This is a genomic window from Rhodococcus sp. LMD, from assembly GCF_056108245.1.
In genome coordinates, this window is sequence record NZ_CM148557.1 from 3,764,188 (window position 1) to 3,775,700 (window position 11,513).

Below are 11,513 nucleotides of genomic sequence, written 5' to 3' on the forward strand. Positions count from 1 at the left end.
GGGCAGGGTCTAGGCCGGCACGATCATGTGGGAGTCGGCCAGCGTGGCCAGCGCACGCAGGTACGGACGCTGCGCGGGCTCGTCGATTCCGTGGGCAGCGAGCGCAGCCCGTACGGACGGATGCTGATCGAGGGTTTCGACGACCCGGACGATCGTGGTGTTCTTCAGGAACGAGAGCTTGCGGGTCCCGAAGTGGTAGAGCAACGCCCCGAACGGCTCGGGGCGAAGCGCTACCTGCGGGTGCAGCCTCCACGTCGTGTCCGGATCGAACCCTGCCGAGTCGTCCTCGGTCGAGTCGATCACGGTGGCGGCGGCGTCGGCGGGCACGATCAGTACACGCCGCACATGCCGTCGATGGAGACCTCTTCCACGAGGGACTCCTCGATCAGGTCGGACTCGACGACGCTGTTGTCACGATCGGACATGACATTCCTCCTCGGATGGGGACTCCACGGTCGGAGTCGGTCGTCACAGGCCTGTTGCGCTGTGACTCGGTTCACCACTGTAATGGCATCGAGTGCAGAATGTCACCCATGGAAGGCTCACACCATGCGTAGCCGCCGGAAACCGTCCGCTCGGATAGGTCGTCGCCCCTCCACCTCGAGGGAGGGCCTCAGTGCGATCGGCATCGAACTGTTCCGCACCCAGGGGTTCGACGAGACCAGCGTCGACCAGATCGCGGAGACCGCGGGAATCGCCCGGCGCACCTTCTTCCGGTACTTCCCGTCCAAGAACGCCGTGCCCTGGGGCGACTTCGACGCCCATCTCGAGCAGATGCGCGCCCATCTCGACGCCCTGCCGCCCGAGGTGCCCCTCGCCGAGGCACTGACCTCGGCACTGCTGGACTTCAACACCTTTCCCGCCTCGGAGGCGACGTTGCACCGCGACCGCATGGGCCTGATCCTGCGGGTCCCGGCGCTGCAGGCGTACTCGGTGGTGATGTACGAGGGCTGGCGCCGCGTGATCGCGGAGTACGTCGCGCACCGCATCGGAGGCGCCACGGAGGACCACTACCCGCGCACCGTGGGCTATCTCGTCCTCGGCGTCGCGATGGCGGCGTACGAGCAGTGGCTCGCCGACGACTCCCTCGCCCTGCCCGATCTCTTGTCGGCCGGCATGCGCGCCCTCTACAGTGGCCTCGACGCGGCCGCGCCGTCCATCACCGGCCCCGACGTCCCCACCTCATCGAAAAAGGCTGCGCTGCAATGACTGTGCTCGACTCTCTCGCCCCCTGCCCGACCGGCCGGTGGTCGCACGCCCACGTCACGGTGGAACGGGTACCTGCGGGCCCGATCTCGCTGCGGCGCGACGCGGGACGACTGCACGTCACGCATTCCCTCGGACCGGAGGATCTCAGCGAACGCCTGGTCGCCGACGTCACCGCCTCGATCGCCGGCAGCGACCTCGGCCGGGAGGAGTTCGAGCTGACGATGGTCGGGCTGGTGCGCTCCACCGTGCCGGGCGCCCTCGATTCGTGGGTCACCTACTACCGCAACTCGCTGACCGAACTGCTCGACGGCACGGCCGAGTTCGCCCCGATCCACGACAAGGCCGCCGAACTCGTCCGTGGCCGCGTCCTCGATCTCGGCTCGTGCTTCGGGTTCCTCCCCCTGCGCCTGGCCCGCGCCGGGGTCGCCGTGACCGCCACCGACATCCTGCCCGGCACCATGACCCTGCTCGACGCGGTCGCGCCCCGCCTCGGCCTCGCGGTGGACACCCTCGTGTGCGACGCGGCCCACGTGCCCGTGCCCGACGACAGCGCCGATACCGTCACCGCGATCCACCTGCTCGAGCACGTCGACGCGGCCACCGGCGCGGCGGTCGTCGCCGAGGCGCTGCGGATCGCCCGGGAACGCGTGGTGATCGCCGTGCCGTTCGAGGACGAGGCCACGGCCTGCCACGGCCACGTACGCACGTTCGACCTGCCGGCCCTGCACACCCTCGGCGAATCGACCGGCCGCGCCTTCGAGGCCTTCGAACACCACGGCGGCTGGCTCGTGCTCGACGCGCGGTGACCGAAGGGCCTTGTGACCGAACGGCGCGGTGACCGAACGCCTTGTGACCGAACGCCTTGTGACCGAATGTCACATCGCGTCGGTCACATCGACGCGATGTGACATTCGGCCGCGCACACGGGGCGGGTCACTGGACGACGAGATCGCGACGGCGCAGCGCGCCGACCCCCGCCGTCGCCGTGAGCACCGCGAGACCCAGCAGGACCAGCAACGGCAGCATCCGCATCTCCGCGGCCGGCACCGGGGGTACGTGGACGAACGGCGACAGGTCCAGCACCGCCTGCGGCAGGTCCAGCAGGACGCCGAGCTGCCCGATGAGCAACCACACGGCGAAGACACCCCATGCGACGCTCGAGGCGCGCCGCGGCACCACGCCCACGCACAGCACCGCCATCGCCCCCACCAGGAGAACGGCCGGGACGAACGCCAACGACGCCGGCAGCAGGTTGCCGAGCGATCCGGTGACGTCGCCGACCGTCAGACCGTACGAGACCGCCAGCGTGACGCCCGTGACGACCTGCAGCACGATCACCCCGATCGTCACCATGCCGATGTGGGCGAGCATCCACGGCACCCGGCCGAGGGCCGTCGACAGCAGCGGCTCGACCCGCCCGGATGTCTCCTCGCTGTGCGTCCGAAGCACGGCCTGCACCGCGTACCCGCTGGTGAACAACGCCATCATCAGGAAGATCATCGCGAAGTACGCGTCGGTGAGGGCTTGCGCCCCGCCGCCGAGCTGCTTCATCATGTCGGCGACGGCGCCGCCCTCGTCGAGGAAGTTGTCCATCTCGTTCGCGACGCTGCCGTACGTCGCGGCGAGAACGACGATGCCGAACGCCCACCACATCAAGGTCGTGCGCTGCACCCGCCACGCGAAGCCCCACGCGGTGGGCAGCCATGCCGCCGCGCGGTCCGGTCCCGGGCGCGGTTGCACCAGCCCGGCACCGTGGTCGCGCCGTCCGGTCAGCTCGTACGCGGACCACGTCGCCGCGACGGTGAACATCGCGAACAACACCAGGATCCACCAGGCGTCCTCGTCGAACGGCCGGATCTGCTGCGCCCACCCGATCGGCGAGAGCCACGACAGCCACATGCTCGTGACGCTGACCCCGTCGGGATCGACGGTGCCGGCGCTGTCACCGACGGCGCGGAGCAGGAACGCGAACCCCAGCGCGGCACCGGCCAGTCCGTTCGCGGCCCGGGCCCCCTCGACGACCTGCGCGCTCACCGCCGCGACGGCCGCGAACGCGATCCCGGCCGCCGCCGTCGCCGCCCCGAGTGCGACGGATCCGGACAGCGGCAGTCCGAAACCCAGGGAGACGATCGCGAGCAGCAGCGCGAGCGCGACATTCGCCGCCGTGGCCACGATCAGGGCCGCCGTGAGCAGGGCACGCCGACCGACCACATTGGCGCCGACGAGCTCCGCGCGGCCGGTCTCCTCGTTCTGCCGGGTGTGCCGGACCACGGCCATCGTGCTCATCAGACCCGCCCCCAGGGCCAGGAACAGCAGGGTCTGCGCCGCGACGACCGCGCCGAGGCTGTCCCCGGAGACCAGGCCGTTGGTGGCCAGCACCACCGGCGACACGGCGGAGCTGACGGCGATGAGGTGCAGGTCCTCCTCGGTCGGATAGAGCCCCTTCAAGCTCGACACCGAGATCGCGTACACGATCGTGATCGTCACCAGCCACACCGGCAGCTGCACGCGGTCGCGGCGGGCCGCCAGACGCACCAGCCGGCCGGTGCCGACGAATGCGGCACTCATGCGCCGTCCCCGTCGCCGACGGCCGGGCGGCCGTGTGCGAGGTGCTCGCCGGGGACGTGGATGTGCTCGCCGGGCAGGTCGTCCCCGTAGTGCCGCAGGAACAGTTCCTCGAGGGTGGGTGGGGTACTGGTGAGCGACGTGATGCCGAAGTCGAGCAGCTCGCGCAGCACCGCGTCCATCCGGGCCGTGTCGACCTCGCAGCGCACCCGCAGGCCGTCGACCTGCAGGTCGTGCACCCCGGGGACCGCTTCGAGCCCGGCCACCGGGCGCACGGTGTCGGCGACCACCGACGTGCGGGTCAGGTGTCGCAGTTCGGTCAGCGTGCCGGATTCGACGGTGCGGCCCTGCCGGATGATGGTCACCCGGTCGCACAGCGCCTCGACCTCGGCGAGGACGTGGCTCGACAGCAGCACCGAGCACCCGTCGGCGACGGCCTCGCGGACGCAGTCCCGGAACACCTCGTCCTTGAGCGGGTCCAGACCCGAGGTGGGCTCGTCGAACAGGAACAACTCCACATCCGAGGCGAGCGCGGCGACGATCGCGACCTTCTGCCGGTTGCCCTTGGAGTACGTGCGGGCCTTCTTGGTGGGATCGAGCTCGAAGCGTTCGAGCAGTTCGGCACGGCGGCGTTCGTCGATGCCGCCGCGCAGGCCGGCGAGCAGGTCGATCGCCTCCCCGCCGGTGAGGTTGGGCCACAGGTTGACCTCGCCGGGTACGTACGCGAGCCGCCGGTGCAGGTCCACCGCGTTGCGCCACGGGTCGCCCCCGAGCAGTTCGACCCGGCCGGAATCCGCACGCAGCAGCCCGAGCAGAATGCGGATCGTGGTGGACTTGCCGGATCCGTTCGGGCCGAGGAATCCGTGCACCTCGCCTCGGCGGAGCTCGAGGTCGAGACCGTCGAGAGCCCGAGTGGTTCCGAACGACTTGACGAGCTGTTCCACGGAGATCGCCGTCGACATGCTGCCGAGGCTACGCCCATTCGGGGGTCCGTGTGGCGACGATCCGCACAGCGCACGGGGTCGGGTGAACCCTCGCAAATCGGTCGTTTAGGCTTCGCCGGGATCGCTGATTTTCGAGGAACGGCACCGGTCGGTGCGCTGGAGAGGTGGGGGACGTGGCCGCACGGTTCGGTCGGGGAATCCGCAATGCGTCGGTCGGCGCGGCGGCGGTGTGCGCCATCGTCGCCGGAACCGGAACCGCGGGTGCCGCACCCGTCTATCCGGTGCCGCCGGCCGATCCGTTCTACCGCGCGGCCGCCGACATCACCCACGCACCGGCCGGCGATGCGCTCGAGGTGCGGCGCGTGCCCGCACCACCCGGCATCCTCGACGTCGAGGCGTGGCAGGTGCGGTTCCGGTCGACGGATTCGACCGGCCACCCGATCCCTGCGGTGACGACGGTCCTCGCCCCCGTCGGCAAGGCTCCGGACGGTCCGCTGCTGTCGTTCCAGCACGTCATCAACGCCCTCGGCACGCACTGCGCGCCGTCGCAGACGCTGTGGACGAGCGACCCGGATCTCGCCGTCCGGGAGGCTCCGGCCCTCAACGTGGTGCTCCGGCGGGGCTGGACGGTCGCGATCCCGGACCATCTCGGACCGAACAGCGCCTACGGCGCGGCTCGCCTCGGCGGGCAGATCACCCTCGACGGCATCCGCGCGGTGCAGCAGGTACCCGAGCTGCAGCTCGCCCACAGCCCGGTCGCGCTGGCGGGGTACTCCGGCGGCGGGATGGCCACCGGGTGGGCCGCGGCACTGGCTCCGACCTACGCCCCCGACCTGAAACTGGTGGGTGCGGCGATGGGCGGGGTGCCGATGAACATCCGCAAGATGGCCGAGGCGCTCGGCGAGAACCCGCACCCCGCCTTCGGTCTGGCGTTCGCGGCCGCGCTGGGTCTCGAACGCGAGTACCCCGAACGGATGCGGATCAGCGCCGACCTGACCCCTGCGGGTGTGGCGATGCGCGACGCCCTGGCCGACGCCTGCACCAACGACATCCTCGCGCGCGGTGCCGGTGGCAGCCTGCGGCAGGTGAGCACCAATGCCCACCTGGCCGACGATGCCGACGCGGTCGCCGTCGCGGAGGAGAACAGCCTCGAGCTGTACCCGGGCGTGCCGACGGTGCCCGTGTTCGAATGGCACAGCCCCACCGACGCACTCGTCCCGGTGGACTCCATCGACGCGACGCTCGACCGCTACTGCGCCGCGGGCGCGCCGGTGCGCCGCGTCGAGACCCCCAGTCCCGACCACATGTCGGCGGCGGTGCTCGGTCTGCCGGACGCGTTCGAGTTCCTGGGCGAGCGGTTCGACGGAGCACCGGTCACCGGAACCTGCTGACCCGGCCACGCCCACCGGACCCGGACTGAACGGCGCGGCGCGTCCACGGAAGTCGCCAGCACAGCCACGAAGCGGGGCGTCCTCGCAGCATCGGGCCGCCGATCGGCGGACAACGCTGCTGCTCCCGGGCACTCGGTCGAGTTCGGAACCGGGGCCGTCCTCGGCCGAAGCGGGTCACGCACCCGAGCAACGAGTGCGGCGCCGACAGGGCAGGAACCCGAAAACCGTGCCGAACGGTCGCTTTTGCGGCAGCATCACGTGGGACACGCACATTCGACCGGAAGGACACCGATGCGATCGACCACCCGTGCCGCGCTCATAGCAGTGGCCACCGTTCCCTCGGCCCTGGCAGCACCTGCCCTCGCGTCGGCGGCCGACGCCGGCGAGGTCGCCTTCGCGTTCGCCGTCAGCGGCTCGACCGTGACGAACACGATCACCAACGACTCGGGCACGCCACTGGACTGCATGACCGGGCTCGCCCCAGCTCCCGGCGGGGTACTGCCGCCCGTCGCCGAGGTCATCGCCCAGGGTCAGACGCTGAGCACGTCAGGCCGGGTCCAGCCGGGTGTAACCACCCAGACCGTGACCGAGATTCCCGACGGCACCTATGTCGTCCTCGCCTCGTGCTCGACGGACGGCCTGGCAACCATGTGGGTTTCCGACTACCCCGGCATCGCAGACCAGCTGGCGCCCCTGCCGGTCACCGCCTACCCGGTCCAGCAGGCCTCCCCCGTCGTCACCGTACCCGCAACCCCGCCGACGTTCGGCAGCAGCTGACCCACGGCGTCGCCGCCGCGTCAGATCAGGCCGCGCTTGCTGGCGGCGTACACGGCCTCGGCGCGGCGGCTCACGCTCAGTTTGCGCATGATGTTGCTCACGTGGAACTTCACCGTGGTGCCCGAGATGAAAAGGCGCTCACCGATCTTGGAATTGGACAGGCCCGCAGCGAGCAGCCGCAGCACCTCGAGTTCGCGCTCGGTGAGTTGTTCCTGCGGCGTGGTCTGCCCGTTGAGGGAACGCACCACCGCCGCGGCGCTGCGCGAGTCGAAGGCACTCTCGCCGCGCGACACCGCGCGGATCGCACGCACCAGCTCGGTCGTGTCGACGTCCTTCACGACGTACCCGCGTGCCCCGGCGTGCACGGCACGCACGACCAGCTGCTCGTCGAGGAACGTGGTGAGCACCAGCAGACCCAGCCCCGGGTGGGCCGCCGACAGCTGCCCGCACAACGTCAGCCCCTCGTAGTCCGACCCGGCGGAGAGCTTCAGGTCCATCAGGACGATGTCGGGCCGGACCCGGCCCACGAGGGTGAGCGCCTCGGCCTCGTGCGAGGCCTCGCCGACCACCTCGAGGTCCGGCTCCCGCTCGAGTATCGAGCGCAGCCCCTGGCGCAGGATCGCGTGGTCGTCGACGAGGACGATGCGGACCGTGCGATTCACCGTCCCGGCCGGGGTTGCCACGTTCATCGCTGATCTCCTGTCCGCGCCGCGGGTGCCGGCGCCGCACTGTTCCCGCTGGTTCCGGTCGTCTCGTCGGCGTCCCGCTCCGCGTCGACCGCCGGTTCGGGCACCGGGATGCGCACCGCCACCCGGACCCCGCCGAGGCGGGCGCGACGCACCTCGAGAGTGCCACCGAGCTCGTGCGCGCGGGCCTGCATGTTGGCCAGCCCGCGATGGCGGCCGTCCCAGTCGTTGTCCGCGGCGAGGCGCAGCATCAGCCGCATCCGCGCCGGGTCGCCGTCCCCGTCGTCGGCGACCGACAACAGCACCGAGTCCGGCCGGTAGGTCAGCCGCAGCACCACGCGCCGGGCGTTGGCGTGCACCGCGGCGTTGAACAGCGCCTCCCCTGCGATGCGCAGCAGCGAATGTTCGGCTTCGCCCGGCAATTCGACCGGCGGGCCGCCCACCCGGACGGTGATGTCGAGTTCGCCCGGCGTGTGCGCGCTGCACAGCTGTTCGAGCATCTCCGGCAGCGACGTGCGATCCGAGTCGGACGGGTGGTTGAGCGCGTAGATCGCCGAGCGCAGCTGCTCGACCGCGCGCCGGGTGAGCTCCTTGGCCAGGTCGAGACGCTCGCCGCGCTCGGCGTCGGGAATGTCGCTGCGGCACACCTCGATCTGCATGCCGGCCGACAGCACGGCCTGGGTGACGCTGTCGTGCAGCTCCCGCGCGATGCGGTGACGTTCCTCGTCGAGCGCCTGGTGCCGATGCGCGGCACCGAGTTGCCGTTGGGTCAATTCCAGCTGGCGCAACGTCGCCTCGAGTTCGGCATTGCGGGCCTGCAGGTCTGCCGCCGCGCGATTCGCCTCCTGGTAGGCCTGCTCGGCCCGCCCGAGCAGCAGCTGGCCCCGCTGGTAGAGCGCGGAATTCTGCAGGGCCACGGCGGTCTGGCTGGCGAGGATCGACAGCACGGCGTGGTCGGTGCCGTCGATGGTGCGGTGTTCGGGTGTCCACGCGGCGATCGCACCCGCCACCCCGCCGTCGAGGACGATGGGGACGAAGGCCCGATGGGTGTCCACGGTGGCGTCCCGGCCGATCGAGCCGGATCGGATGTCCTCGAGGCAGCGCACCACGTCGTCGGGCAGGGGTGGGCCTTCGACGTTGTCGACGAGGAACGGGGTGGCATCGGGTCCGAGGACCAGCCGGCGCGGCCCTGCGTCGGGCAGGGTCCTGTCGGTCAGGGCGAAGACCACCCAGCGGGCGCTCAGGTGGGCACGCGCGGCCTCCGCCACGGCGCAGATCAGGGTCTCGGGGCCCTCGACGGTGCGTACCAGGGCACGCGAGATCAGCTCGAGCGCGTGAACAACCCGCTCGAGACGTTCGGCGGCTCCGCGGTACTGGGGATAGAACGTGGGTTTGCCGGAACGCAGTCCGGTCAGTCGCGACAGGTCGGGAGCGGTCACAACGCCGCCCGGAACAGCGCGACCATCTGCTCGTGCGTCGCTTCGCGGGGGTTGGTGGACATGCACGCGTCGCGCAGCGCGCCCGCGGCCAGACGTTCGAGGTCGGTCGCCTGCACCCCGAGTTCCCGCAGTCCGCGCGGCACCCCGACCTCGCGGGCGAGCCGTTCGACCCGGTCCGCGACGGCGAGTGCGGCCTCCACGGCCGGACCGCGGTGCTCGTCGAGCCCGAGCGCCCGGGCGATCGCGACGAACGGCTCGGGATCGGAGGCTGCGTTGAACCGGATGACGTGCGGGAGGAGCACTCCGTTGATGACGCCGTGCGGCAGGTCGAGCAGACCCCCGACCTGGTGGCTCATCGCGTGCGCGGCACCGAGGATCGCGTTGGTGAACGCCAGGCCGGCCTCGAGGCTGGCCTGCGCCATGATCGATCGGGCCGCCATCTCCCGGGGGTCTTCGATCGTGCGTACCAGCGTGTCGGTGACGAGACCGACGGCACGCAGGGCGTGGTGGTCGGTGAGCGGGTTGTGGGCGCGGGAGACGAACGCCTCCACGCCGTGAGTCAGGGCGTCCAGCCCGGTCGCGGCGTTCAGTTCGTCCGGCATGGTGGTCAGCAGCCGCGGGTCGATCACGGTCAGGTCCGGGACGAGTGAACGACCGATGATGGTGATCTTGGTGCCTCGGACGGTGTCGGTGACGACGCAGAACTGGGAGACGTCGGCGCCCGTCCCCGACGTCGACGGCACCACCACCATCGGTGGGATCGGAGCGGCCGCCCGGTCCACACCCTCGTAGTCGAGGATGCTGCCGCCGTTGGCGGCGAGCACCGCGATGCCCTTGGCGGCGTCGATCACCGAGCCGCCACCGAGCGCGACGAGCACGTCGCAGCCGTGGACGCGGTACGTCTCGTGTCCGGCGGTGACCTCGTGGTCCTTGGGGTTGGGGGTGAGATCACCCCACACGATCGGCGTGAGGCCCTGCTCGACGAGATGACCGCGCAGCTCGTCGACCCAGCCGGCCTCGATCAGCCCCGGGTCGGTGACCAGGAGGGGCCGGACCGCGCCGAGCCGAACCGCCGCGTGCGCCGCTTCGACCAGCGATCCGATCCCGAACACGATCTCCGGGGCGTGGAACTTGGCCAGCGTCGTCGCGGTGTGCTCCGATGCGACGGCCACTGCACACTCCTGACGATCCCGACTGCTGTGATCCAGCTTACGTGGCTTCCGAGCCTAGCCCCTCCACGACGGGTCGGCACCGGACCGAACGGCAGGGGCGATACCTGCCCGATCGGGTAGGTAGGTCCGAGTGTGGCCGGGCCTCCGCGAGCCGGCCGCGGGGTGAATACGAAGTGAATGCCACCACCGCGGCCTCCCCGAAAACGGGACATATAGGATGCACGTCGCAGGGGTGGACCGGATACGCAGGAAGCAGGCTGCGCACCGGCGGAAACGACCCTGGGAGAGCATCATCGACGACCGATGGATCGTGTGGTGGCACGAGGTGGACGGCGTCACGTGGCACGTCCACGACAACGAGGCCGCGGCGCTCGACTCGGCGTACCGGGCGCTCCACTCCGACCGGCGGGTCGGGGATCCGGTCATCGAACGCCCCAACCGCACCTTGGTGCTGGGCAGTGAGTTCGCCGCATACGTCCGGGCGCGGGAAGACGCGGAGGGCCGCACGGCGATCCGCGGCACCCACCGGGTCGAGATCCGGTACCCGCTCGGCGTGGACCGGTGGATCTCGCAGGGATGGACGTCGGAACGGCTCGCACGCGCAAATTACGACGAGGCCCTCGAGCACTTCCGCCCCGACCGGGTCCGGCTCACGAAGCGCGACCCCTGACCCGGTCGCCGGCCCACCTGTCGAACTCCACGAGCGGCGCACCGCGCACGCCGGAGATCGAAGCGTGCACGACGGACATCGGCAAGAACGCCAGGACGATCAGCAACATGGCGACCTCGTACGCCACGCTGCTGCGCGGATCCGGGCTCCCGTTCAACCGGCCGCGCAGCGCGGTCCACGCGATTCCGTGGACGTTGCCGACCATGATGGCCCGTATCGCTCCGAGGATCCCCTCGGCGGCGGACTTCCCGTACACGTCCACGAGGCGATCCCACGCCTCGGCCGTGGGGTTGCCCCGGGTGTCGGCATAGTGCTGGGCGAAAAGAACCGCAGCGACCTCGGAGTCGGGAACGTCGTCGAGGACCCCGGCCAGGATGTTCCGGATCTCGGCGCTGCTCATTCCGGCCCCGAGAGCGATCTTCGTGTGGGCGTAGGAGCAGGCGCCGCAGCCGTTCACCTCGGTCACCGCCAGCATGATCCGTTCGACGAACTCGGGGCTCAACTCGGCGCGCTTCCTGGCGCCGATCAGGTGCTTCATCGATCGAACGCCCCGGTAGAAGATCCAGTAGGCCTCACGGATCGAATAGTGCTTCTTCGCGAACTGCATCGTCGTCTTCCTCAACTGCGCCCGGGATGCCCGTGTGCCGGAGCACTCTCCCG

Annotated in this window: 13 protein-coding genes; 5 read left to right on the forward strand and 8 right to left on the reverse strand. The window is 70.7% G+C overall.

What is annotated here, in order from left to right; all coding sequences use genetic code 11:
• Nucleotides 1–9 precede the first annotated feature (9 nt).
• Nucleotides 10–345 carry a mycofactocin biosynthesis chaperone MftB gene (mftB, locus tag ACWPQI_RS17075; RefSeq protein WP_010591952.1) on the reverse strand — a complete coding sequence of 112 codons (336 nt, stop codon included), beginning with the start codon at nucleotides 343–345 and terminating at the stop codon, nucleotides 10–12.
• On the reverse strand, nucleotides 330–425 hold the full coding sequence (mftA, locus tag ACWPQI_RS17080) for a mycofactocin precursor MftA (RefSeq protein ID WP_010591953.1): 96 nt from the start codon (nucleotides 423–425) through the stop codon (nucleotides 330–332). Before mftA ends, mftB begins: the two co-directional genes overlap by 16 nt.
• A 124-nt stretch (nucleotides 426–549) precedes the next feature.
• Here mftA and mftR point away from each other — a divergent pair, with 124 nt between their 5' ends.
• Both mftR and mftM read left to right on the forward strand, forming a co-directional pair.
• Entirely contained in the window at nucleotides 550–1,209 is a 660-nt protein-coding gene (gene mftR, locus ACWPQI_RS17085) for a mycofactocin system transcriptional regulator (protein ID WP_010591954.1), read from the forward strand.
• Complete coding sequence (gene mftM / locus ACWPQI_RS17090) at nucleotides 1,206–2,015, forward strand: mycofactocin oligosaccharide methyltransferase MftM (RefSeq protein WP_010591955.1); 810 nt, start codon at nucleotides 1,206–1,208, stop codon at nucleotides 2,013–2,015. The genes mftR and mftM overlap by 4 nt, the downstream gene beginning before the upstream one ends.
• Nucleotides 2,016–2,142: 127 nt before the next feature.
• Here the strand turns inward: mftM and ACWPQI_RS17095 are convergent, their stop codons facing one another.
• Entirely contained in the window at nucleotides 2,143–3,777 is a 1,635-nt protein-coding gene (locus tag ACWPQI_RS17095) for an ABC transporter permease (protein WP_040272188.1), read from the reverse strand.
• Entirely contained in the window at nucleotides 3,774–4,736 is a 963-nt protein-coding gene (locus tag ACWPQI_RS17100) for an ABC transporter ATP-binding protein (RefSeq protein WP_010591957.1), read from the reverse strand. The genes ACWPQI_RS17095 and ACWPQI_RS17100 overlap by 4 nt, the downstream gene beginning before the upstream one ends.
• Nucleotides 4,737–4,891: 155 nt before the next feature.
• On the opposite strand from ACWPQI_RS17100, the gene ACWPQI_RS17105 reads away from it, so the two are divergent.
• The gene (locus ACWPQI_RS17105) at nucleotides 4,892–6,109 is read left to right on the forward strand and encodes a lipase family protein (protein ID WP_043804041.1); all 1,218 of its coding nucleotides are present in this window, start codon (nucleotides 4,892–4,894) and stop codon (nucleotides 6,107–6,109) included.
• Nucleotides 6,110–6,400: 291 nt separating this feature from the next.
• The gene (locus tag ACWPQI_RS17110) at nucleotides 6,401–6,886 is read left to right on the forward strand and encodes a hypothetical protein (RefSeq protein WP_010591959.1); all 486 of its coding nucleotides are present in this window, start codon (nucleotides 6,401–6,403) and stop codon (nucleotides 6,884–6,886) included.
• Nucleotides 6,887–6,906: 20 nt separating this feature from the next.
• Here the strand turns inward: ACWPQI_RS17110 and ACWPQI_RS17115 are convergent, their stop codons facing one another.
• The 3 genes from ACWPQI_RS17115 to ACWPQI_RS17125 are packed head-to-tail and all read right to left on the reverse strand — an operon-like array spanning nucleotide 6,907 to nucleotide 10,183.
• A complete protein-coding gene (locus ACWPQI_RS17115) occupies nucleotides 6,907–7,575 on the reverse strand; it encodes a MadR family response regulator transcription factor (protein ID WP_010591960.1) in 669 nt (222 codons plus the stop codon).
• Nucleotides 7,572–9,011: a MadS family sensor histidine kinase gene (locus tag ACWPQI_RS17120; protein WP_010591961.1), complete on the reverse strand. Its 1,440-nt coding sequence runs from the start codon at nucleotides 9,009–9,011 to the stop codon at nucleotides 7,572–7,574. The genes ACWPQI_RS17115 and ACWPQI_RS17120 overlap by 4 nt, the downstream gene beginning before the upstream one ends.
• Nucleotides 9,008–10,183 carry an iron-containing alcohol dehydrogenase gene (locus ACWPQI_RS17125; protein ID WP_010591962.1) on the reverse strand — a complete coding sequence of 392 codons (1,176 nt, stop codon included), beginning with the start codon at nucleotides 10,181–10,183 and terminating at the stop codon, nucleotides 9,008–9,010. Before ACWPQI_RS17125 ends, ACWPQI_RS17120 begins: the two co-directional genes overlap by 4 nt.
• A 310-nt stretch (nucleotides 10,184–10,493) precedes the next feature.
• Here ACWPQI_RS17125 and ACWPQI_RS17130 point away from each other — a divergent pair, with 310 nt between their 5' ends.
• Nucleotides 10,494–10,853 (forward strand): hypothetical protein, encoded by a 360-nt coding sequence (locus ACWPQI_RS17130; RefSeq protein WP_234420101.1) that lies wholly within the window; start codon nucleotides 10,494–10,496, stop codon nucleotides 10,851–10,853.
• Here the strand turns inward: ACWPQI_RS17130 and ACWPQI_RS17135 are convergent.
• Nucleotides 10,834–11,460, reverse strand: coding sequence for a carboxymuconolactone decarboxylase family protein (locus ACWPQI_RS17135; RefSeq protein ID WP_017679995.1), 627 nt, complete (start codon nucleotides 11,458–11,460; stop codon nucleotides 10,834–10,836). The two genes, ACWPQI_RS17130 and ACWPQI_RS17135, sit on opposite strands and share 20 nt — an antisense overlap.
• Nucleotides 11,461–11,513: the final 53 nt, after the last annotated feature.